18 protein-coding genes and 1 pseudogene are annotated in these 22,834 nt (G+C 41.9%); 8 read left to right on the top strand and 11 right to left on the bottom strand.

The annotated features are described in order from the left end of the window. Nucleotides 1–97 precede the first annotated feature (97 nt). A pseudogene (locus tag CJ305_RS05335) lies at nucleotides 98–1,848 on the top strand (DNA polymerase III subunit gamma/tau). Beyond that, the gene (gene miaE, locus CJ305_RS05340) at nucleotides 1,848–2,429 is read left to right on the top strand and encodes a MiaE family protein (protein WP_099645213.1); all 582 of its coding nucleotides are present in this window, start codon (nucleotides 1,848–1,850) and stop codon (nucleotides 2,427–2,429) included. Before CJ305_RS05335 ends, miaE begins: the two are co-directional and overlap by 1 nt. Nucleotides 2,430–2,496: 67 nt before the next feature. Here the strand turns inward: miaE and CJ305_RS05345 are convergent, their stop codons facing one another. From CJ305_RS05345 to CJ305_RS05390, 11 genes are all read right to left on the bottom strand, one after another. Then, a complete protein-coding gene (locus CJ305_RS05345; RefSeq protein WP_099645214.1) occupies nucleotides 2,497–3,039 on the bottom strand; it encodes a porin family protein in 543 nt (180 codons plus the stop codon). 72 nt (nucleotides 3,040–3,111) lie between these two features. Next, nucleotides 3,112–4,011, bottom strand: a complete 900-nt coding sequence (locus tag CJ305_RS05350) for a Ppx/GppA phosphatase family protein (protein ID WP_099645215.1) — start codon at nucleotides 4,009–4,011, stop codon at nucleotides 3,112–3,114. Between the two features lie 3 nt (nucleotides 4,012–4,014). Next, on the bottom strand, nucleotides 4,015–6,081 hold the full coding sequence (gene ppk1, locus CJ305_RS05355; protein ID WP_223248804.1) for a polyphosphate kinase 1: 2,067 nt from the start codon (nucleotides 6,079–6,081) through the stop codon (nucleotides 4,015–4,017). Between the two features lie 17 nt (nucleotides 6,082–6,098). After that, complete coding sequence (locus tag CJ305_RS05360; RefSeq protein ID WP_099645217.1) at nucleotides 6,099–6,584, bottom strand: SixA phosphatase family protein; 486 nt, start codon at nucleotides 6,582–6,584, stop codon at nucleotides 6,099–6,101. A gap of 11 nt (nucleotides 6,585–6,595) precedes the next feature. Continuing rightward, entirely contained in the window at nucleotides 6,596–7,240 is a 645-nt protein-coding gene (gene pdxH, locus CJ305_RS05365) for a pyridoxamine 5'-phosphate oxidase (protein WP_099645218.1), read from the bottom strand. Nucleotides 7,241–7,360: 120 nt separating this feature from the next. Further along, complete coding sequence (locus tag CJ305_RS05370) at nucleotides 7,361–8,275, bottom strand: ribonuclease Z (protein ID WP_099645219.1); 915 nt, start codon at nucleotides 8,273–8,275, stop codon at nucleotides 7,361–7,363. A 76-nt stretch (nucleotides 8,276–8,351) separates the two neighbouring features. Next, nucleotides 8,352–8,687, bottom strand: coding sequence for a ribonuclease Z (locus CJ305_RS05375; protein WP_099645220.1), 336 nt, complete (start codon nucleotides 8,685–8,687; stop codon nucleotides 8,352–8,354). After that, on the bottom strand, nucleotides 8,684–9,616 hold the full coding sequence (locus CJ305_RS05380) for an aspartate carbamoyltransferase catalytic subunit (protein ID WP_099645221.1): 933 nt from the start codon (nucleotides 9,614–9,616) through the stop codon (nucleotides 8,684–8,686). The genes CJ305_RS05375 and CJ305_RS05380 overlap by 4 nt, the downstream gene beginning before the upstream one ends. Nucleotides 9,617–9,641: 25 nt before the next feature. Then, entirely contained in the window at nucleotides 9,642–10,181 is a 540-nt protein-coding gene (gene pyrR, locus CJ305_RS05385) for a bifunctional pyr operon transcriptional regulator/uracil phosphoribosyltransferase PyrR (protein WP_099645222.1), read from the bottom strand. 111 nt (nucleotides 10,182–10,292) lie between these two features. After that, nucleotides 10,293–10,445 (bottom strand): hypothetical protein, encoded by a 153-nt coding sequence (locus CJ305_RS19435; protein ID WP_189319393.1) that lies wholly within the window; start codon nucleotides 10,443–10,445, stop codon nucleotides 10,293–10,295. Beyond that, entirely contained in the window at nucleotides 10,445–11,173 is a 729-nt protein-coding gene (locus tag CJ305_RS05390) for a DUF4294 domain-containing protein (RefSeq protein WP_099645465.1), read from the bottom strand. Before CJ305_RS05390 ends, CJ305_RS19435 begins: the two co-directional genes overlap by 1 nt. A 76-nt stretch (nucleotides 11,174–11,249) precedes the next feature. On the opposite strand from CJ305_RS05390, the gene CJ305_RS05395 reads away from it, so the two are divergent. The 6 genes from CJ305_RS05395 (at nucleotide 11,250) to CJ305_RS05420 (ending at nucleotide 22,834) form a co-directional block, all read left to right on the top strand. Next, on the top strand, nucleotides 11,250–12,335 hold the full coding sequence (locus tag CJ305_RS05395; RefSeq protein WP_449543896.1) for a M42 family metallopeptidase: 1,086 nt from the start codon (nucleotides 11,250–11,252) through the stop codon (nucleotides 12,333–12,335). Between the two features lie 197 nt (nucleotides 12,336–12,532). After that, nucleotides 12,533–13,609 carry a DNA topoisomerase IB gene (locus CJ305_RS05400; RefSeq protein WP_099645224.1) on the top strand — a complete coding sequence of 359 codons (1,077 nt, stop codon included), beginning with the start codon at nucleotides 12,533–12,535 and terminating at the stop codon, nucleotides 13,607–13,609. 105 nt (nucleotides 13,610–13,714) lie between these two features. Beyond that, nucleotides 13,715–16,546 carry an excinuclease ABC subunit UvrA gene (gene uvrA / locus CJ305_RS05405; protein WP_099645225.1) on the top strand — a complete coding sequence of 944 codons (2,832 nt, stop codon included), beginning with the start codon at nucleotides 13,715–13,717 and terminating at the stop codon, nucleotides 16,544–16,546. Between the two features lie 28 nt (nucleotides 16,547–16,574). Continuing rightward, entirely contained in the window at nucleotides 16,575–17,264 is a 690-nt protein-coding gene (locus CJ305_RS05410; RefSeq protein WP_099645226.1) for an LOG family protein, read from the top strand. 96 nt (nucleotides 17,265–17,360) lie between these two features. Continuing rightward, the gene (locus CJ305_RS05415; RefSeq protein WP_099645227.1) at nucleotides 17,361–20,204 is read left to right on the top strand and encodes a gluzincin family metallopeptidase; all 2,844 of its coding nucleotides are present in this window, start codon (nucleotides 17,361–17,363) and stop codon (nucleotides 20,202–20,204) included. 218 nt (nucleotides 20,205–20,422) lie between these two features. After that, a complete protein-coding gene (locus CJ305_RS05420) occupies nucleotides 20,423–22,834 on the top strand; it encodes an alpha-ketoacid dehydrogenase subunit alpha/beta (protein WP_099645228.1) in 2,412 nt (803 codons plus the stop codon).

The raw sequence follows: 22,834 nt of genomic DNA on the forward strand, positions 1-22,834 counted from the left end.
AGTAAAAATAGCCTTTACTTATGCATATTGCCCGGGGTATATTTATATTTGCCCACAAGTCCATTTTCTTAAATGGTAATCATTCAAAACAGCATTTGTGGAACAGTTTATTGTATCAGCCCGAAAGTACCGCCCAGCTACATTTAAAGATGTAGTAGGCCAGCAGGCGATTACCAATACGCTTGAAAATGCTATAAAAAACAATCACCTTGCTCAGGCTCTACTTTTTACAGGTCCACGTGGTGTAGGTAAAACCACCTGTGCCCGTATTTTAGCCAAAAAAATCAATCAGGAAGCTGATGAGCAGGTAGATGAAAATGAGGACTACGCCTTCAATATTTTTGAGCTCGATGCGGCCTCAAACAACTCGGTAGATGATATCCGTAATTTGATAGATCAGGTACGTATTGCACCCCAGGTGGGCAAGTACAAGGTTTACATCATAGACGAGGTTCATATGCTTTCTTCAGCTGCGTTTAATGCATTTCTGAAAACCCTTGAAGAACCGCCGAAGCATGCTATTTTCATCCTGGCAACTACTGAAAAGCATAAAATCATCCCTACCATTTTATCGCGTTGTCAAATATTCGACTTTAAGCGAATTACGGTTAAAGATATTCGAGAGCATCTTGTGGATATCGCAAAACAGGAGGGGATTACTGCCGAAGAAGAAGCCCTACACATCATAGCTCAGAAGGCAGATGGTGCTTTACGCGATGCACTTTCTACCTTTGACCGCGTAGTAAGTTTTTGCGGAAATAATCTTACCCGTGCGGCTGTGACCGAGAATCTTAATGTACTCGATTACGACACCTATTTTGTGATTACCGATTTACTGCTTGAAAATAACATCCCGCAGCTTTTACTTAATTTCAACGAGATCCTATCCCGTGGTTTTGACGGGCATCATTTTATCGCTGGGCTTGCATCCCACTTCAGAGACCTGATGGTTTGTAAAAACACAGCTACGATCCCGCTGCTTGAGGTTGGTGAAGGCACTCAGAAAAAATATAAGGAGCAGGCTGAAAAAACAAGTGCCTCATTCCTAATGCAGGCGCTAGACAAGGCTAACGAATGTGATTTAAAATACCGCACCAGCCGCAATCCTCGGTTACTGGTTGAACTTTGCCTGATGCAGCTTGCCTCTATCACTTTTGATGGAGAAAAAAAAAAGCCTCTGATTTCATAATTCCGGCGCGTTATTTTAAAAACGCTGTTCCGGTGCGGCCGGCAAATCCACAAAAGCCAGAAGCCTCAACCAGTTCTCAAAAACAAGTTCAAGAACCTTTAGCTGCTTCGGCAGTTATTGAAAAAGAGGTAGAAAGTAATGCTGAACAGACTCAGCCTACTGAACCGATTAAACCGGCATCTGCTCCTATTTTAGCCAAAAAACCGGTATCCGGTCTTTCACTAAAAGGTTTAAAGCGGAAAAAGGAAATTCTTGAAAAACAAACGGTTGAAGAAGTTGACGCCAGTAAACTCCCACGAGAACCGTTTAGCGAAATAGCTATGCAGGCTGCCTGGAAGGAATATGTGGCCCGACTTCAGAAGAAAGGTGAAAAAATTCTGGCTTCAAATCTGGAAACAGACACTCCAACACTTGAAGGTACCACCATTCATCTGGAATTTCCTAATGAAACCATGAAGATTGAACTGGAACGTGCACAGGGAGGTCTTCTGGAATTTTTAAAGCGGAAACTGCGCAATTACGACATTGTTATTGCCATAACTGTAAATGAGTCTGCAGAGCGGAAATACGCGTACACCACCCGCGAGAAGTATGAAAAATTAAAGGATAAGAATCCCGATTTAGAATTGTTACGTAAAACTTTTGACCTCGATATCTAATGTTAGGACTTAAATTACCCACAGACCCCAGATGGGTCAATATCGTAGAGATGAATATTGATGATATTCTCACAGACCACGCTTTCTGTGAGCAAAAAGCGGCCTCTACAGCTATTTCCCTGATCGTTTCATTTCCGGAATACACTGAGCTTGTGCAGGAAATGATTGCTTTGGTTAAAGAAGAAATTAGTCACTTTAAACTGGTACACGATAAAATTATTGCACGCGGCAATACCCTGGGTCACGATAGTAAAGATCTCTATGTAAACAAATTGTTGCAATTTTTCCCCAAAGGCGGAAGCAGAACCACCCAATTGGTACATCGCCTGCTTTACGCAGCTCTCATAGAAGCGCGAAGCTGCGAGCGTTTTAGACTTTTATCTAAAGAATTAGAAGATCCTGAACTGCGTACTTTTTACCACAACCTTATGGTGAGCGAAGCCAATCACTATACGATGTTTTTAAAGTTTGCACGTAAATATGGCAACGAAGAAGAAGTCAACGCTAAGTGGAACGATTTACTCTCTTATGAAGCCGACATCATGAAAGATCTTGGTAAGAATCAAACCATACACGGGTAAGTAAATCTTATAAAACAAAAAGGAGCTGTTAAACAGCTCCTTTTTGTTTTATAAGGTAAATTTCGTTTTACAGACGGTAAGCAGCCATAATTGCAAAATAGCTGTTTTTGCCTTCAGCAGGACCATTAACTACATCGAGAAAGCCCATACTGTAACGTGCTTCAAGCGACAAGCCATCCATAATCTGATAACCAATACCAGCCAATCCTGAAATGTCGTAGTTTTTATAAGTCTCATTGTTAAATGAGTTCCAAATTCCTAAACCTACCTGAGGACCTACCTGAAAATATACTTTCCCTGCATTAAAGCTTAACAACAAAGGAAGTTGCAGGTAATCTAACTCTGCACGCTCTGCATAAACACTACCCGGCAATGAGTTCGGTTTTATTCCCTGGCCTGAGTATAACAGTTCAGGTTGAAATTTAAGTGTTTCTCCTAATGGTATTTGTGCAAAAAATCCAGCAGCAAAACCATAACGCCCCGATGCATTGTCAAAATCATCTCCCTGAAGTGTTGAAAAATTAATGCCCGTCTTTACTCCATATCTTACGTTTTGGGCATAAGTACCCACCGCAAAAAGGAATGCAATTCCAAGTAAAAGTCTTTTCATAATTAAAGTTTTAAGTTTATTGAAAGTCAATAAGTTGGGCGAAACAATATTAATATAAATTTTAGTTTCGTACTAAACAACCTGTCTTTTATCGTTGTAGAGCGATTTTATGATGCCGTCTGACAATCCAATCTTTGGAACGTGGATATTTTTAGCCCGGCTCCACTTCATTGCAGAGAGGTAAATCCTTGTAGCAGGGATGATTACATCAGCGCGATCCAGATTAAGACCCAACTCAATTACCCGCTCTTCGTAAGTATACGATTGTAGGAATTCATAGAAACTAACCATATAGAAATAGGTTAAGGGTTTTCCTTCTTTCTTTCCGCTGAGTTTAAATATTTTATTGATGTTACCCCCTGATCCAATTAGGTCAATTTTAGTGTGTCCTTTAGTTACCTCCTTAATCCAGTTTTCAACCTCTTCCCAAATCGTATGACCTACCAAACCTTCCAAAATACGAACCGTTCCCAATTTGAAGGAACGGGAGGCAACCACTTCTCCTCCACTATACAGCGTAAATTCGGTACTACCCCCACCTACGTCTACGTATAAATACGATCGGTCTGTAGTGATTAGGGATTGTAAATCCGTATTCGCAATAATCGCAGCCTCATCATTTCCATTTATGATGTTAATGTGAACACCTGTCTTCTTTTTAATGATCTTGACAACCTCATCGCCATTTTCCGCTTCACGCATAGCACTGGTCGCACAGGCTCTGTATTCAGACACTTTATGGGATCGCATGAGCAATTTAAAGGCTTCCATGGTGTCAATCATTCGGGTAATATTTTCTTCGGAAATACGCTTCTCTTTAAAAACATCAGCCCCCAGACGAATAGGTACCCGTACCAGCGAATTTTTTCTAAAAACCGGATCATTACCGTCAGACTCAATGACATTTGCCACCAGGAGACGGATCGCATTAGAGCCTATATCAATTGCACCGTATTTTTTTAGCTGAAGCATAACTTAACTGAGTTTATTGAGGTAATAATCATAGGTGGCAAACTGAGATCTAAGCGGCGCCTCATCATTTTTACGATACGCGTTATCCTGAGCCGCAGTAATTTGACGTGCTTTTACATTATCATTCCAGCAAATGGTATACGTCTCAATGATTTCTTTCTTGATATCTTCATCATAAATTGGGCACGTAACTTCAACCCGGTTGTCTAGGTTACGGGTCATCCAGTCTGAAGAAGAAATAAACACCTTCTCCTCGCCTTCCTCACCAAAAATCATGACCCGGGGATGTTCTAAAAACTTATCTACCACGCTGATCAATTCGATATTCTCACTCATCCCCTTAACTCCGGGAATCAGACAGCAAACACCACGAATGATAAGATCAATTTTCACTCCCGCCTGACTGGCCGCATACAAACGATCTATTATGGCGTAGTTAGACATACTGTTGAGCTTCAGCCTAATGTAACCTTTGCCCCCATTATTCACCTTCTTAATCTCAGTTTCAATGAGCTTATAAAAGCTGTTACGAGCGTAGTGTGGCGAAATTATAAGGTGTTGATAGGTGTTTACTATGTAATTGGTATCGAAGAAATTGAATAGCTTAGCCAAATCTTTTAAGATTTGTTTATTAGCGGTAAACAGGGTATAATCTGTATAAATACGTGCGGTCATCCCGTTAAAATTTCCGGTACTAATAAACCCGTATCGCTTAAGACGCGGTCCTTCCTGGCGTTCAATCACACAAACCTTACTATGCACTTTGAGCCCTGGAACACCAAAAATGAGCTTTACGCCTTCATCCTGCATCTGTTTCGCGTAGCGCATATTAGATTCTTCATCAAAACGCGCGCGCAGTTCAATTTGCACGGTCACTTCCTTCCCGTTCTTAGCGGCATTAATAAGCGCACTGGCCACGTGACTTAGCTTCGCTAGACGGTAAATGGTAATTTTAATGGTTTTTACTTTTGGATCTAATGCGGCTTCCCTTAAGAATTTAATCACATAAGCAAACGTATGATAGGGCGTATACTGCAAAAAGTCTTTTTCTGCAACGCGTTTAAACATACTGTCATTAAGACTGATTCCGTTTATGAGCAGGGGTTTTTGTTTGGCATAGAGCAAATCGGTTCTGCCTAAGCTTGGAAAATCCATATAATCCTTTCGGTTGTGATAGCGCCCGCCCGGTATAATACTGTCTGACTGCTCAATGCCCAGTTTGGTCAATAAAAACTGAAGCGTAGCATCGTCTATGGTCTGGTCGTAGACAAAACGTACCGGCTCTGCATCTTCCCTGCCCTTTACACTTTTAGATAGCTTTTCGATAAAACTTTTACCCAGATCAGATTCCAAATCAAGCTCGGCATCACGTGTAATTTTAATCATGTGTGCCGAAATATCGTCGTACTCAAATATGCTGAAAACCGAATCCAGATTGTACCGAATTAAATCATCAAGCAACATAATATAATCGGTACCATCTACCTGTGGAAGTACTACAAAGCGATCTAACTCACTTGGAATTTCCACCAAAGCGTAAATAGGCTTTCTTACACCTTTTTTCCGCATTTTGATGGTCAGGTAGGCTTCCAGATCCTGTATACGCGGCAGTTCGAGATCATCGCGAAGTACAATAGTTACAAGCGCCGGACTCACCTTCTCGGTAAAAAATGTTTTGATGTATTCAGAATGTTCCGGGAAATGAACTTCGTTTTCCTTGATAACATAAATTCCTTCATCCTTCAATCGCTGGTGAATGTCATCCAGTATATTCAGGCTTTCTTCCTGCTGTTTGATAACAATTTTAGTGATCTTCTCCAGCAACTCATCTGCTGCATAGACACCTAGAGCCCTTCGACCTTTTTTTCCAGCTTCAACAATACGCTTTACAGTTGCATAGCGTACTTTGAAAAATTCGTCGAGATTATTTGAAAAGATCCCTACAAAACGCAGGCGCTCAATGAGCGGTACCGTCTCGTCTGCCGCTTCCTGCAATACGCGGGCATTAAACTGCAACCAACTGATTTCACGGTTAATATATCGGGATTCATCTGCTTCTAGCGTTGACATATTGATTTTGTTATCCATTATTTAAGTTGCTTCGGTTTAACATAGAGAATGGTTTTACCATTACTGATGTCAGCCCAGCTAGTTACCTTGAATTGAATTGCTGTAAAGGCAGCGGTTGATACATTATCAATTTCCTGATCTCCATATCGGTTTACCCAATAGGTTAAGGCATTATTGTGGCCAAAAACCATTAGGCGATCGACCGAATCATCACAGGATTTAATGACTTTATCCAGTTTTGTACCGCCAAAATCATACAAACGGTGATCAAGTTTTAACTGCTCTTCAGGAATACCCAGCTCTTTAAGATATAGAACTGCTGTGGTTTTTGCCCGTACCGCATCGCTGCTGAGTACTAACTGAGGTAATTCGATCCTTTCACGAATATATGCTCCCATCAAGGGTGCATCGTGCAAGCCGCGGTCGTTAAGCGGACGCTCGTGGTCCTGAAGATCATATTCCCAGGAAGACTTGGCGTGCCTTACCAGATAAACTGTTTTCATAATACTAAAATTTACGGTGCCAGACGATTGCAATCCCAACCCGATTCTGAAAGCGTATACAATAATCTGTCGTGCAGCCTGTTTGGTCTGCCCTGCCAAAATTCAAATGAATTAGGGGCTACCCGGTAGCCTCCCCAGTGTGGAGGCTTAGGAATTTCCTGATTTTTAAACTCTTCTTCAAATTTTTCCTGACGTTCCTCAAGAAATTTACGATTCGGAATAATTGCGCTTTGCGGGGAAACCCAGGCACCCAGCTGACTGCCTTCAGGTCTGGAATGGAAATACTGTGTTGACGTCTCCTCATCTACACGTGAAGCAGTTCCTTTTATGATCACCTGGCGCTCCAGATTGGGCCAGAAAAAAGACAGACAAATATTGGGATTTGCGGCTAATGCTCTACCCTTTTCACTATCGTAATTGGTGTAAAAAATAAAGCCATCAGCATCATAACTCTTAAGAAGCACAACCCTGTTTTTTGGAAAACCGTCAAGACCTATTGTAGAAACGGTCATTGCATTGACCTCATCTATACCCTTAGCCTGCTCAACCTCTTCAAACCATTTCTGAAACTGCTCAAAAGGATTTGAAGCACTTTGCTCGCGGGTTAACTCACTAAATTCATAGGATTTCCTGTAGTCGCTTAAATCTTCGGCCATAACTGTATTTTCTGGCAATTTACATTAATGCCCTAAAGTTATAAAGCAGAACGGTATCTTTTACAATAAATTAAAATGGATTATAATCTTTAGATTTATTTGCTGCTAAAACTCCGGTTTTTAGTCTTCACTGAAGTCAAAAACCTTCCCGTCATCTGCTGTCAGTACGTTATCAAAAACCGTTTTTGCCTCATTTGCAAACAGCGTTAAATCAGGATATCTTGTACTGTAATGGCCTAAAATCAAATGCTGAGCACCGGCATCCCGGGCCATCTTACCGGCTTCAATAGCGGTAGAGTGCCCTGTTGGCAGAGCCAGTTTAGCATGAGCTTCCAAAAAAGTAGACTCGTGATACAGCACCGTTACGCCTTGCAGCTGTGGTAAGTTATCGGGTTTGTAGATCGTATCGCTGCAAAAAGCATAACTACGCGGAGGCTTGGGATCTAAAGTAAGTTCTTCATTAGGAATCACCGTTCCGTCTTCGAGGGTCATATCCATTCCGCGTTTAAGCTTTTTGTAATACACAACATCTATTTTTCGCTTCAGGACCGCGCTCATATTCAATTTACGTTCTCCCGGCTTTTCCTTGAACAGAAAACCGTTGGCGTAGATACGGTGTTTTAAGGGAATGGTTTCTACGGAAACCTTTTCGTCCTCAAACAACAATTGAGATTCTTTACTTTCAAGTTCGTGGAAATAAAGTGGGTAGTTAGTCCAGGAATTAGCCAGCTTCAACTGAAGGGTTATAGCTTTTTTAATTCCTTTTGGGCCGTATACGTGCAGTTCTTTCTCTCTGTTAAGCAATCTGAAGGTACTGATCAAACCTACCAGACCATAAAAATGGTCGCCGTGTAAATGCGAAATAAAAATATGCTTGATTTTTGAAAACTTGACCTTGTTCCGGCGTAGCTCAACCTGAGTTCCCTCACCACAGTCAATAAGAAAAAGATGGTTTCTTATTTCAAGAACCTGAGAAGTGGGGTTGGTAAACGTACGTGGAGTGGCTGCATAACAGCCCAGAATGGTAAGCTTCATCTAAAAATAGCACTTATTTTTGAGGTAAGTTAAGGTAAAGCGGGGTGTTTGACAAGAAAACCTCTAGCCCGCAGCATTAAAAGCCAAGATCACGCTGTATCTCTTCGAGCTCAATGACATCTTTAGCCTCTCCCAAAGTAGGCACAACCATAATTTCTTCAGGAACACGGTCAATATGAACAGCCTTATTTACAATCACAAAAGACTTGTTAGCCGCCCGCTGCTCATTAGAAACAGGAAGGAATAGCAACAAATCTTCCAGACTTAATTTTTCATACTTCAACAAATCAATTACCAGATTCTTTTCAGAATAAGCCTTAGGAATAATGAATTCTAAGAAGGAAGCAAAGCTTTTGATTCCGTCCTCCTCATCCCCCAGAATGGTGTAGGTATCTTTTTCGGTTACAATCATTGTTGTTTAATTTTTGAAGCCAACAGGTAGATGACAGCCATACGTATCGCCACACCATTTTCAACCTGATTGAGAATTATAGACTGACTGCTATCTGCCACATCACTGGTGATCTCTACACCACGGTTAATGGGTCCAGGGTGCATTACTACGATTTCCTTGTTGAGTGAGTCAAGTAATTCTTTATCTAAACCGTACTGCTGGGTATATTCGCGGGTTGAAGGAAAGTAGCTGATATCCATCCGCTCGTTTTGAACACGAAGCATATTTGCCACATCGCACCATTCCAGAGCTTTTCTCAGATTTAATTCTACTTTGACACCAAGTGATTCAATATACTTAGGCATTAAGGTTTTTGGTCCGCACACTTTCACTTCGGCTCCAAGATGCTGTAGTGCAAAAATGTTGGAAAGCGCAACCCTGCTGTGTAAAACATCGCCTACAATGACGATTTTTTTACCGGCAATCTCGCCCAGTTTTTTAGTTATGGAATACGCATCAAGCAACGCCTGAGTGGGATGCTCATGTGCACCATCGCCGGCGTTTACGATACTGGCCTTAATGTTTTTAGACAGAAATACTCCGGCTCCGGGATTGGGATGCCGCATCACAACCATATCTACTTTCATAGACAAAATGTTGTTTACGGTATCTATAAGTGTTTCTCCCTTTTTCACAGATGAAGCTCCCGCAGAAAAGTTAATTACATCTGCGCTCAGCCGTTTTTCAGCGAGTTCAAAAGAAAGCTTGGTACGGGTACTGTTTTCAAAAAAGAGGTTGGCAATGGTGATGTCCCGAAGTGAAGGCACTTTCTTAATCGGACGGTTAATCACTTCTTTAAAATGATCTGCCGTTTCAAAAATGAGATCAATATCTGCTTTTGTGATGTACTTTATTCCCAATAAGTGATTGACACTAAGCTCGCTCATTTTTAATTATCTCTTTAGGCTTAAATTATTTATTAACCAGGTAAACCGCATCTTCGCCTCCGTTTTCAACCCATTTTACAAGGACTTTTTCTTCATTAATTGCATCAACCTGCCGCCCTCTGTATGTGGGTTGAATGGGCAAATGCCTGCTAAAACGCCGGTCTATCAGGGTAAGCAGTTCTACATTTTTGGGTCTGCCAAAACTTTGTACTGCTGTCAACGCAGCATTGATGCTTCGGCCGGTGTATAAAACGTCATCAATAAAGACCACGTTTTTATCTTCAACCACAAAATCGATACGGGTTTTATTAGCTTCCAGAGGTTTATCCCCTCTTCTAAAGTCATCTCTAAAGAAAGTAATATCCAGATATCCCAGTTTGATGCTTTCGATCTTATATTCGGTCTCCAAAAGCTTCTTGATACGCTCAGCAACATAAATTCCCCGGGGCTGAATCCCTATAAGAACGGTTTGTTTAAAATCTTTGTGATTTTCAATGAGTTGACAGGCCAGACGATTGAGAATGATATTGATTTCTTTTGCGTTAAGCAGCGTTTTCTGGCTCATAGTACGGTCAACGGTGTTTGGATGCGCAAAGGTATTTATTTTTTTATTGAAATTTTAACGCCTGGGCGAGTTTAAAAACGGAATGTGAGAAATGGCGCTCAGACTTTAAATTCAGGCATCTTTGTCTTTTTTATCGCTTTTAAAGAAATTGAATCCGAATGGAATCACGAAAAACAGGAAGAAATACTTGCCGGTTATCAGGCCAAACAAGGTGATGAGTGCTGCGACGATATAAAGCCAGTTCTCTTTTAAGATACGCTTCATCAATCAATACCTTGCTTCGGCTTAGCTTTATACCATTTATTGGTCAACTCCAGAAAATTCAATTCAATCGCCGGATCCTGAGGCTCTAGTATCTTATCGCGAAAAGATCGTTGTAAAATGTCTTCAATGAGGTAATCCTCTTCCACATTAACCGGATCGTAGATTTCTTTAAGCGAAATATCAAAAAAGCTGGCCGTTGTATTTAGCAAAAATGCTTTTAAACCACTTCGGTAGTTTTTGATCAGCTCAAAAGTAGTCTGACCGGTTTGACGGTACATCAATTTTACTAAAATCTGACCTTCGGTGCGGGTCAATTTCTTAAGTTCTTCTTTAAACTCATCTTCCACATACCGCTGAATAATCTTGGTGTAGCGCTTTTTGTCACGCTTAGATTTCATTGCATCCAGCCGGGCATTAAGCTCCACCAGTCGTTCACCTGCCAGTTTTGCATAGGGCCAAACTTTTCGGGTTTTGCGTCTTAAAATCAAATACCTGCGTCTGGCATCGTTGTCGCTAAACTTCAAACGTGCAAGCACCACCACATCATCCAGAAAGATCGCTGAGCGTGCAATACTGTCACCTTCCACATAATAATAAAGCGGTTCAACCGTATCGGTTTCAACTTCTGGAGGTGTCGTCTGAGCACTTGTAACAAGGCCTAAAAGCAGAAAAAGTATGTATATAGAATTCTTCAAATTTTCCTTTTCACTAATTAGATCGAAAACCATTCCAAAAGTACACAATCGCTCAGATTGCTTTATGCTTTTGGCATGAATATTCTTACTTTCGTACAAAATTGAAATTATGTCAAAAAGCATTTTAAACGATAAGTCCCTCGACTTTTTAGAATCCTATCTCAATAACGCCGCTCCTACCGGATACGAGTGGGAAGGCCAGAAAATATGGATGGAATACCTGAAGCCCTACGTAGACACATTTATCACCGATAACTACGGTACAGCGGTAGGTGTTATCAACCCGGACGCAAAATACAAAGTGGTGATTGAAGGTCACGCTGATGAAATCTCCTGGTATGTAAACTACATTACAGACGATGGTTTGATCTACGTAATACGTAACGGCGGTAGCGATCATCAGATTGCCCCATCAAAGCTGGTTAACATTCACACTAAAAACGGAATCGTAAAAGGCGTTTTTGGCTGGCCGGCAATTCACACCCGCGACAAAAGCGATGAGAAAGCTCCAAAACAGGACAATATCTTCATCGACACCGGATGCAAAACCAAAAAGGAAGTAGAAGAATTGGGCGTTCACGTAGGTTGTGTGATTACCTACCCGGATACGTTCACCATCCTCAATAAAAATAAATTTGTTTGCCGCGCGCTAGATAACCGTATGGGTGGCTTTATGATTGCTGAAGTAGCCCGTTTAATCAAAGAAAACGGCAATAAATTAGATTTTGGCCTCTATGTGGTCAATTCGGTACAGGAAGAAATAGGTCTTCGCGGAGCGGAAATGATTACCCAGACCATTAAACCGAACGTGGCCATCGTAACCGATGTGACCCACGACACCACTACCCCAATGATCGAGAAGAAAACTAACGGCCACGCTGCTATAGGCGATGGTCCTGTTATTTCTTATGCACCAGCAATTCAGCAGAAGCTGCGCGATCTGATTATTGAGACTGCCGAAGAGAAAAATATTCCGTTTCAACGTGCTGCCTGTAGCCGTGCCACCGGTACAGATACAGATGCTTTTGCATACAGCAACGGCGGTGTACCTTCAGCCTTGATTAGTTTACCACTACGATATATGCATACTACAGTAGAAATGGTGCATCGCGATGATGTGGAAAATGTGATTAAGATGATTTATGAAAGCGTACTTAAAATTAAAGACGGTCAGAGTTTTAGTTATTTTGACTAACTTAGGCTTACGCTAACCATCAATGCTAATACCCGAAGTCACAACTCGTGCTTTGGGTATTTTCATTTTTAGCCTAAATGATCAGACCTCAACTTTCAATTTTACTGAAAGTTATTTCACAGTTTCTTGGCAGAAGAGCGGGTTTTATTATCATTTCATTAGTAAGACAAGGCTTTAATTGATGCTATATTTGGGTTATGACCATTACCCAAGATACACTTCAGGAGATTCTCGACAGCCCGCAAGAGGCTGCCAAACTTGCCAATCTCATTTACGTGACCGATGAGCACCTTACCATTTGCCGTAAAAAGCACGGCAAGGGTTTTCGCTATTGCAAAAATGATATTACCATAAAGTCAAAGCCGCTGTTGCAGCGTATAAAAAAGCTGGTGATTCCGCCGGCCTGGCAGGATGTACTGATCTCAGAACCTGAAAACGGACATTTACAGGCGGTAGGTCGTGACGAAAAAGACCGTAAAGTCTACCTCTATCACGAGAGCTGGAATAAGTTGCGCAACGAAACGAAATTCTTAAAACTCGCTGCTTTTGCCAATGTTTTACCCCAACTGCGTAAACAGGTTGATGCTGATCTTGATGATCCCGAAATGACGCGGCGTAAAGTCCTTGCACTGGTCATTCGGCTTATGGAAGAAACACATATACGCGTGGGCAACGCCTATTATGCCAAGCATAATGAGACCTACGGACTTTCAACCCTGCGCACCCGGCACGTAAAAACCACTGAAAGCGGAATGCGTTTTAAGTTTGTAGGTAAAAAAGGAAAGGAGCACGACATCGCTATTACTGACGAGCAACTCATTGAGCTGGTCAATCAATGTGAAGACATACCCGGCTGGGAGTTGTTTCAGTTTTATGACGAAAACGGAAACAAAGATCACATCGACAGCGGGATGGTTAATGAGTACATTCACGAGCTGAGCGGCGACCTGTTTTCGGCAAAAGACTTCAGAACCTGGGCGGCGACCAAGATCTTTTTTGAATCACTCAGAGATTTGGGTTACGTCGAGGACGAAAAGCAAAACGCCAAAAACCTGATCACAGCTTACGATGCTACAGCAGAGGGATTAGGCAATACCCGCAGTGTGTGCCGTGACTACTATGTGCATCCGGTAATTCCGGAAGCTTATCAGGATGGAAGCATCACTAAATCTTTTGAAAAACTCAAAGACAAATCCCTCAGAAACCGGAAAAATTTCTCTAAAACCGAACAGGTTATTGCAGAAATGCTCAGCAACTACGAGGTTTCTATTTAAACTACATTTTTAACCTATTCGTAACACGGATTTCTACTAAGTCCGTTTGGGGTTGACTACTAAATTTCACGCAATTACAGTACCTTTGCACACTTGAAAAAGAAAATGGCAGAAACACAAGAATATATTGAGGTTTATGGTGCCCGCGCCCATAATCTTAAAAATATCGATGTACAGATTCCGCGGGAAAAATTAGTGGTGATAACCGGTTTATCGGGCAGTGGAAAGAGTTCGCTGGCCTTTGACACCATTTATGCCGAAGGGCAACGCCGCTATATCGAAACATTCTCAGCATACGCCCGCCAGTTTTTAGGCGGACTCGAGCGACCTGATGTTGATAAAATTCAGGGGCTCTCCCCCGTTATTGCAATTGAGCAAAAAACAACCAGTAAAAGTCCGCGCTCTACCGTAGGTACCATAACCGAGATTTACGACTTTTTACGCCTGCTCTACTCGCGCGCCAGTGACGCGTACAGTTACGAGACCGGCGAGAAAATGGTAAGCTACAGCGATGAGCAAATAAAAGATCTTATCAAAACCGAATATCAGGGCAAACGCATCAATGTGCTGGCACCGGTTATTCGCAGCCGTAAAGGTCATTATCGCGAACTTTTTGAGCAAATCGCCAAACAGGGCTTTGTGAAAGTTCGTGTAGACGGTGAAGTGCGCGATATTGTAAAGGGCATGAAAATTGACCGCTACAAAACCCACGATATTGAGATTGTAATTGACCGTTTAAAAATCGAAGACAATCAGGATATTGACAAGCGCATCCTGGAAACCATCAATACCGCGATGTATCACGGGGAAGATGTGATGATGGTGCTTGATCACGATACCAATGAGGGTCGTTATTTCAGCCGTAGCCTCATGTGTCCTACTTCAGGAATATCTTATCCCAACCCCGAACCAAATAATTTTTCCTTCAATTCACCCAAAGGTGCCTGCCCAAAATGTAATGGTATTGGTACGTTGCGCGTGGTGAATGTAGATAAGATTATTCCGGACCCTGAACTTTCAATAAAGGGTGGCGGCCTTGCCCCTCATGGAAACCAAAAAAGCAACTGGATTTTCAAACAATTAGAGATCATCGCGCAGCGCTTCGACTTTAAATTGACTGATCCCATAAAAGACATCCCAAAGGAGGCGATGGATATGATTCTGTATGGCGGAAATGAAAAATTTACCGTAGAATCTAAAACCCTGGGAGTTAGCCGCAATTATAAAATTGATTTTGAAGGGGTAGCTAACTTTATAGAAAGCACCTATCATAAGAATGATTCGGCATCCCTGAAACGCTGGGCGAAAGAATACATGGAAAAAGTGGTTTGCCCCGAGTGTGAAGGATCGCGACTGCGTAAAGAGTCGTTATACTTCCGCGTACGCGAAAAAAATATAGCCGAGCTTGCGCATATGGATATTCTGGAGCTTAAAGACTGGTTTCTGGAACTCCCCAAACATTTAAGCGAAAAGCAAACCGCAATTGCTACTGAAATTTTAAAGGAAATCAATACTCGTATTCAGTTTCTGGTAGATGTAGGTCTTACGTATCTATCCCTAAATCGTAGCTCCAAATCCCTTTCGGGCGGTGAGGCGCAGCGCATACGCCTGGCGACGCAAATTGGTTCGCAGCTCGTGGGTGTATTGTACATCTTAGATGAGCCCAGTATAGGTTTACATCAGCGCGATAATGAAAAGCTGATCAATTCTTTGGTTTCGCTTCGGGATATTGGCAACTCTATAATCGTAGTAGAACACGATAAAGATATGATTGAGCGTGCCGATTATGTAATTGACATTGGTCCTTTCGCGGGTAAACACGGTGGTGAAATAATCAGCGAGGGTACTCCAAAACAACTTTTAAAACAGCATACACTAACCGCGCAGTATTTAAACGGCGAAAAGGAAATCGCTGTTCCCGAGAAAAGACGAAAGGGCAACGGTAAGAAAATTGTGCTCAAAGGCGCTACGGGTAACAACCTAAAAAAGGTAGATGTTGAATTTCCTCTTGGCAAAATGATCGTCGTAACCGGTGTTTCGGGTAGTGGCAAGTCAACGCTCATCAATGAGACCCTCTACCCTATTATGAATGCGCATTACTTTAACGGCGTCAAAAAACCGGAGCCGTATAAAAGCATCAAAGGCCTTGATGAATGTGACAAAGTGATAGACATCAACCAGTCGCCCATAGGTAGAACCCCGCGTTCTAACCCGGCGACCTACACCGGAGTTTTTAGCGAAATACGCAGTTTATTCGCCAAAATCCCCGAGTCGTTAATACGTGGTTACAAACCGGGACGTTTCAGCTTTAATGTGGCAGGAGGACGCTGTGAAACTTGTAAAGGTGGCGGACTCCGTGTAATTGAAATGAACTTTCTTCCCGACGTTTACGTGGAATGTGAGACCTGCCAGGGGAAACGCTTCAACCGCGAGACGCTAGAGATTCGGTATAAAGGTAAAAGTATTGCAGATGTCCTGGAGATGACCATTGACGAAGCGGTGCCGTTTTTTGAACACATCCCTAAAATCTTTAGAAAACTGAAAACCATTCAGGATGTTGGATTGGGATATATTTCGCTGGGACAACAGTCTACGACGCTTTCCGGTGGTGAGGCACAGCGCATCAAACTGGCTACCGAACTGTCTAAACGAGATACCGGAAACACCTTTTACATTCTCGACGAACCCACAACAGGGCTGCATTTTGAAGATGTACGCATCCTGATGGATGTTTTAAATAGACTGACCGATAAGGGCAATACCATGCTTATCATCGAGCATAATATGGATGTGATAAAAATGGCAGACCACATTATCGATATTGGTTATGAGGGCGGAAAAAACGGCGGACAGCTCGTCGCCAGCGGTACGCCCGAAGAAGTCGCAAAAGATAAGAAGAGCTACACGGCAAAATTCCTTCGAAATGAATTAAATTGAGCCGCTTTAAAATTGAGAATACCTAATTATGAGAAATGAAAGTAAGCCAAAAGGCTGGAATGAAATAAAAACAAACGACTCGTGGGCCATCTTTAAAATTATGGGCGAGTTTGTAAGCGGGTTTGAAAAACTAAGCCGTATTGGGCCTTGTGTTTCTATTTTTGGTAGCGCACGTACCAAACCTGATCAAAAGTACTACAAGCTGGCTGTGGCTATCGCCGAAAAAATCGTGGAAAACGGTTATGGTGTAATCACCGGCGGCGGTCCCGGTATTATGGAAGCCGGTAATAAAGGAGCTCACTTAGCCGGAGGAACTTCGGTAGGATTAAACATTGATCTGCCCTTTGAGCAGCACGATAATCCCTATATCGACAGCGATAAAAGCATTGACTTTGATTACTTTTTTGTGCGTAAAGTGATGTTTGTAAAGTATTCGCAAGGCTTTGTGGTGCTGCCGGGTGGTTTTGGTACGCTTGACGAATTGTTTGAATCAATCACCCTGATCCAGACGCATAAGATTGACCGTTTCCCGATCATTTTGGTAGGCACCGAATACTGGCAGGGGCTTTTTGACTGGATTAAAAATACCTTGCGCGATTCGTTTGAAACTATAAGTCCTGGCGACATTGATTTGTTATACTTAGTGGATACCGAAGATGAAGTTCTTGAGGTGCTTAACAATTTCTACAAGGAATATAAACTGAGTCCAAACTTTTAATTTTAAAACCAAAGCCGTTTCTTTTGCGTTAGGTATACTAATTGATACATAATCTGAAACTCATTTGTTATTCTGATAACCCCAAACTTCTGTTCTATGCAAAAATCCTTTAATGCGTTTTCTTTGACGTTATTACTGGTGTTGCTTGTGCTACCTGAATTTGGAATAGCTCAAAACAGACTGGATATTTCGGTACGACTTGATGAGGACAACCGGCTTTTAATCATTCAGCAGGACGTTACTTTTGTCAATACCTCTTCAGACACCCTGGATGTTATTTATTTTAACGACTGGGCAAATAGTTTTGCTTCCAAACGTTCCCAGCTCGGACTGCGCTTTGAAGAAAATTACGACCGAAGGTTTCATTTGGCCCCAGAGGAAGACCGGGGTTCATCAAAAATTAACAATGTCATTGATGAAAATTTCAGAAACCTGAAATTCAAAAGACTATCAGATGCTGAAGATATACTTCGGGTAAATCTGAACAAGCCTCTGTTGCCCGGTGAGTCTCAGAAAATCAAAATGCACTACAACATACGCGTACCTGACAGCAGGTTTACGGGTTATGGCGTATTAAATAACGGGGATTATAATTTAAAATATTGGTTTATTGCACCTGCCGTTTATAACGGAGAATGGCAGTACTACAGCAATAAAAATCTGGATGACCTGTATATGGCCCCTACCGATTTATCAATTGACTTCTCGTTTCAGAGTGATTTTCAATTGATCAATGAGCTCGATATGCAGCCTGAAGAGTTTTCGGCTAATGCCCAGTTTAAAACCGTACATCTTGAAGGGAACAACCGCAACAATACTACGATTTACCTGCGGAAAAAATCAGAATTCGATATTACCGAGACTGATGCCTTTACAATAGTTACCAATATCAAAGACAAAAAGGTCATTCCGGAGCGTGAAGCCATCATCATCGATAAGATTACCGGTTTTCTAACCGAGAAATTAGGCGATTATCCGTTTGAAAAATTGGTGATTTCGGTTATTGACTATCGCGACAATCCTGTTTACGGTCTCAATCAGCTCCCCGATTTTCTGAGTCCGTTTCCCGAAGATTTCAAGTACGAACTCAAGATTTTAAAGACAACCATAGATAATTATGTAGATCGTACGCTCTACATAAATCCGCGTAAAGACCGCTGGATAGCCGATGCCATTAAGATGTATACAATGATGCAGTATATGGATCATTTTTATCCCAATCTTAAAGTGGTGGGCACCTTAAACCGATATTGGATAGCCAGACAATTTCATCTTTCGGAGATGGAATTTAACGAGCAATTCAATTTGTTATATTTGCATATGGCACGTATGAATCTTGATCAGCCACTCACCACACCAAGCGATTCGCTGATAAAGTTTAATAAGAATATTGCCAACGCGTATAAAGCCGGAAGTGGCTTCAATTACCTTTCAGAATACCTCTCCGATCAAATTATAGAAGAGAGTATTGATGCTTTTTACAGCCAAAATAAACTGAAGCTTACCTCTTCTAAAGTGTTTGAAGCCATTCTGCGTGAAAAAGCTCCCAAGAATCTGGATTGGTTTTTTGATGATTTTGTAAGTACACGCAAAACCATCGATTTTAAATTTAATGAGGTAAAACGGCGTGGCGACTCCATCGCCATCGAGGTACGCAATAAAACCAAAGCCAAAGTTCCCGTGCCGGTTTACGCGATGTATAAAGACAGTGTGATTTCGGAAACCTGGGTTGAGCCTTTTGTTGGAGAAAAAGACACTGTGATCTATGCTCCAGGAGCAGATCGGGTGGTTTTAAATGAGGAAGGTTTTATACCTGAATTTAACAGACGGAATAACTATAAAAAAGTCAATCCTTTTTTAGGAGTCAATAAACCCTTTCAATTTAAGCTCTTTCAGGATCTGGAAGACCCGGCTAAAAACCAGGTATTCTTTATGCCAGTTGCAGAATACAACTTTTACGATGGACTCAAGCTGGGAGCCAAGATGTATAACAAAACCATCCTGCAGAAACCTTTTAGTTATAAGATAGAGCCGCAGTATGGCCTTAAATCCAATCAGCTAACCGGAAGTGCCGGTTTCAGTTATACGCAGAATCTGGATGAAGGTAATCTGTTTGCTATTCGTTTTGGTGCGGGAGGCTCGCTTTCATCGTATGCTCCCGATGCGCTGTACAAAACCTTTAGTCCATTTCTGACTTTTGCCTTTCGGGAGGCCGATTTTAGATCAGACCGCAGACAATATCTGACGGTAAGAAATATAAATGTGTATCGCGACGAATCTAATGTAATTCAGAATGATGATCCCAACTACAGTGTATTTAACGTTCAATACACAAACAGCAGCCCTGGAGTAATTAATGCTTTAACCTATAATGCAGATTTTGAGCTTTCTCAGAAGTTTAGCAAATTCTCCGTGACTGCTAAATACAGAAGAGTATTCCTGAACAACCGCCAATTAGATCTTCGATTTTTTGGAGGTACCTTCCTCTATAATGACACCCGCTCGCAAGGGGATTATTTCAGCTTTGCTTTGGACCGCCCTACAGACTATCTTTTCAGTTATAATTATTACGGACGCTCTGAAGATACCGGGATTTACAGTCAACAACTTATTATCGCAGAAGGAGGCTTTAAATCTAAATTAGATACTCCTTTTGGAAACCAATGGCTTACATCGGTAAACGCCAGTACTACAATATGGAGTTTTATACACGGTTACGTTGATTTTGGTTTGGTTAAAAATGAGCGCGATCCGGCACGTTTCTTATACGATAGCGGTATACGTACGGTACTTGTGGAAGATTACTTCGAATTATTTTTTCCCGTCTATTCTTCTAAGGGTTGGGAAATTGCGCAACCCAATTACGATCAGAAGATTCGTTTTATTGTAACACTTGATCTGCGCACAATGCTGAAACTTTTCACCCGAAAATGGTATTAAAACACGCTTTTTAAGCACTTTAATTAAATCATTACAGCGCATCCTCCGTAAAAGGCTTAGAATTTACATTATCGCATTAAAAAGTTCAGCTTCACCACTAACATTGATGAAAAATCATTTTTATTGGTTTTTATTAAAAAATTATCATTTTATTAAAAAATTATTGAATTGTATGTAGTGGGATTTTTCTGTACTTTTACAAAAACGACATCATCTATATGCAAACAACGCCAGAGCCTATTTCAGATCTTTCTTTTGAAGACTTCAAAGCTACTGTAATCAATGATTACAAAATTGCCGTTACCAGCAGAGAATGCAGTCTGCTTGGACGTCGCGAGGTACTTACCGGAAAAGCAAAGTTTGGCATATTTGGCGATGGTAAAGAAGTACCGCAGCTAGCCATGGCTAAGGCCTTTAAAAAAGGCGACTGGCGATCAGGTTACTACCGCGACCAGACCTTTATGATGGCGATAGATGAGTTTACAATCGAAAACTTTTTTGCCGGTCTTTACGCTCATACAGATCTCAATTGCGATCCTATGAGTGCCGGAAAGCAAATGGGCGGGCATTTTGGAACCCACAGCCTTGACGAAAACGGAAAGCTTAAAAACCTGTTGGAACAATACAACAGCAGTGCCGACATCTCTCCCACTGCCGGCCAAATGCCCAGACTACTGGGTCTGGCTCAGGCCTCCAAGATTTTTAGAAATGTGGAAGGTATCAATCAGGAAGGTTTATCGCAAAGCGGAAACGAAGTCGCCTGGGGAACTATTGGTAACGCCAGTACCTCTGAAGGGATGTTTTTTGAAACCATTAATGCTGCCGGAGTTTTACAGGTTCCGATGGTAATCAGTATCTGGGATGATGATTATGGTATTTCCGTTCACGCCAAGCACCAGACAACCAAAGAAAATATATCTGAAATCCTGAGTGGATTTCAACGTTCCGAAACCGAAGCCGGTTTTGAAATTATTCGCGTTAAAGGCTGGGATTATCCGGCGCTCGTTGATGCTTTCGAGCAGGCAGGTAAAATCGCTCGCGAAGAGCACGTACCTGTCCTACTGCATGTTACCGAACTAACACAGCCTCAGGGTCACTCCACATCCGGATCGCACGAGCGTTATAAGAGTAAAGACCGCTTACAGTGGGAACGCGAGAACGACTGTAATGTGAAGATGCGTGAATGGATGATTGATAACCAGATCGCTACAGATGATGAGTTACAGGAACTGGAAAAGCAGATAAAACGCAGTGTGCGTGAAGGCAAACGTAAAGCCTGGGATGCGTTCCTAAACCCAATAAAAGAAGAAAAAAAGAAGGTTTTAAAGTTACTTGAAGCTCTGGTTAATGAAAGTGCCAACGGACAATTTATAAATCCGATTAAGAAGACCCTGGCTGACGAAAAGGATGCCTTAAAGTCTGACGTTCTTACTGCAGCTAGAAAAGCACTACGATTTGTGGCTCAGGAGCAAAGCGAAAGCATTACGGATCTAAAAGAATGGGTGAACACCTATATTTCTAAAGAACAGGCTAATTACAGCAGTCACGTGTATAATGAGTTTGACCACAAGGCAACTCAAGTACCTATGGTTGCTCCACAATATGACAGCGAGGCTTTAAAGGTTGACGCACGTATTGTTTTACGCGATAATTTTGATGCCCTATTTACCAAATATCCCGAAAGTCTGGTTTTTGGAGAGGATACTGGTACCATTGGCGACGTAAATCAGGGGCTCGAGGGCTTACAAAATAAATATGGGAAGTTACGCGTAGCCGATGCCGGTATTCGCGAAACGACTATTGTAGGTCAGGGAATTGGAATGGCCTTGCGCGGACTTCGTCCAATAGCTGAGATTCAATATCTTGACTATATTTTATACGCCATCGCCACACTTAGTGACGATCTGGCAACTTTAAGATACCGTACGCACGGTAAACAAACAGCTCCGCTTATTGTACGTACCCGAGGTCACCGTCTGGAAGGTATCTGGCATAGTGGTTCTCAAATGGGAGCTTTACTGGGGCTTTTACGCGGGGTTTACATCCTCACGCCTCGAAATATGACCAAAGCAGCAGGTTTTTACAATACCCTGATGCAAAGCGACGAACCCGCTGTAATTATTGAATGTCTCAATGGCTATCGCCTAAAGGAACAATTACCTTCAAACCTCGGAGAATTTACAACACCCATTGGTCAGGTAGAACTTATCAGAGAAGGTTCTGATATTACGGTCGTTTCTTATGGAAGTACGCTTAGACTGGTAGAGCAAGCTGCAAAAGAGCTTCAGTCGAGTGGTATCAGTGTTGAAATTATAGATGCTCAATCGCTACTGCCTTTCGATTTAAATCACGATACGGTAAAAAGTATCGCTAAGACGAATCGCATTCTGGTTGTTGACGAAGATATGCCGGGTGGTGCTTCAGCTTACCTGTTGCAGCATATTCTTGATGAGCAAAAAGCCTTTAGACATCTGGATAGTGCTCCGCAAACACTAAGCGCTAAACCTCACAGACCTGCTTATGGTACAGATGGAGATTACTTCTCTAAACCTTCCGCAGAAGATATTTTTGAAAAAATCTATGAGATTATGCACGAGGTAAATCCGGAGAAATATCCAACGATCCGATAA

Origin of the sequence: Leeuwenhoekiella nanhaiensis, from assembly GCF_002744755.1 — a bacterium.
Lineage (GTDB): Bacteria > Bacteroidota > Bacteroidia > Flavobacteriales > Flavobacteriaceae > Leeuwenhoekiella > Leeuwenhoekiella nanhaiensis.

What these genes read in the sequence shown, in the direction of transcription:
- pdxH (WP_099645218.1), bottom strand. Translation starts at nt 7,240, where the DNA reads ATGGCCGAAGATTTAAGCGACTACAGGAAATCCTATGAATTTAGTGAG.
- CJ305_RS05395 (WP_449543896.1), top strand. Translation starts at nt 11,250, where the DNA reads ATGTCAAAAAGCATTTTAAACGATAAGTCCCTCGACTTTTTAGAATCC.
- CJ305_RS05360 (WP_099645217.1), bottom strand. Translation starts at nt 6,584, where the DNA reads ATGAAAACAGTTTATCTGGTAAGGCACGCCAAGTCTTCCTGGGAATAT.
- CJ305_RS05390 (WP_099645465.1), bottom strand. Translation starts at nt 11,173, where the DNA reads ATGGTTTTCGATCTAATTAGTGAAAAGGAAAATTTGAAGAATTCTATA.
- CJ305_RS05410 (WP_099645226.1), top strand. Translation starts at nt 16,575, where the DNA reads ATGAGAAATGAAAGTAAGCCAAAAGGCTGGAATGAAATAAAAACAAAC.
- CJ305_RS05375 (WP_099645220.1), bottom strand. Translation starts at nt 8,687, where the DNA reads ATGATTGTAACCGAAAAAGATACCTACACCATTCTGGGGGATGAGGAG.
- CJ305_RS05420 (WP_099645228.1), top strand. Translation starts at nt 20,423, where the DNA reads ATGCAAACAACGCCAGAGCCTATTTCAGATCTTTCTTTTGAAGACTTC.
- pyrR (WP_099645222.1), bottom strand. Translation starts at nt 10,181, where the DNA reads ATGAGCCAGAAAACGCTGCTTAACGCAAAAGAAATCAATATCATTCTC.
- CJ305_RS19435 (WP_189319393.1), bottom strand. Translation starts at nt 10,445, where the DNA reads ATGAAGCGTATCTTAAAAGAGAACTGGCTTTATATCGTCGCAGCACTC.
- CJ305_RS05350 (WP_099645215.1), bottom strand. Translation starts at nt 4,011, where the DNA reads ATGCTTCAGCTAAAAAAATACGGTGCAATTGATATAGGCTCTAATGCG.
- CJ305_RS05345 (WP_099645214.1), bottom strand. Translation starts at nt 3,039, where the DNA reads ATGAAAAGACTTTTACTTGGAATTGCATTCCTTTTTGCGGTGGGTACT.
- uvrA (WP_099645225.1), top strand. Translation starts at nt 13,715, where the DNA reads ATGGCAGAAACACAAGAATATATTGAGGTTTATGGTGCCCGCGCCCAT.
- CJ305_RS05415 (WP_099645227.1), top strand. Translation starts at nt 17,361, where the DNA reads ATGCAAAAATCCTTTAATGCGTTTTCTTTGACGTTATTACTGGTGTTG.
- CJ305_RS05380 (WP_099645221.1), bottom strand. Translation starts at nt 9,616, where the DNA reads ATGAGCGAGCTTAGTGTCAATCACTTATTGGGAATAAAGTACATCACA.
- ppk1 (WP_223248804.1), bottom strand. Translation starts at nt 6,081, where the DNA reads ATGTCAACGCTAGAAGCAGATGAATCCCGATATATTAACCGTGAAATC.
- CJ305_RS05370 (WP_099645219.1), bottom strand. Translation starts at nt 8,275, where the DNA reads ATGAAGCTTACCATTCTGGGCTGTTATGCAGCCACTCCACGTACGTTT.
- miaE (WP_099645213.1), top strand. Translation starts at nt 1,848, where the DNA reads ATGTTAGGACTTAAATTACCCACAGACCCCAGATGGGTCAATATCGTA.
- CJ305_RS05400 (WP_099645224.1), top strand. Translation starts at nt 12,533, where the DNA reads ATGACCATTACCCAAGATACACTTCAGGAGATTCTCGACAGCCCGCAA.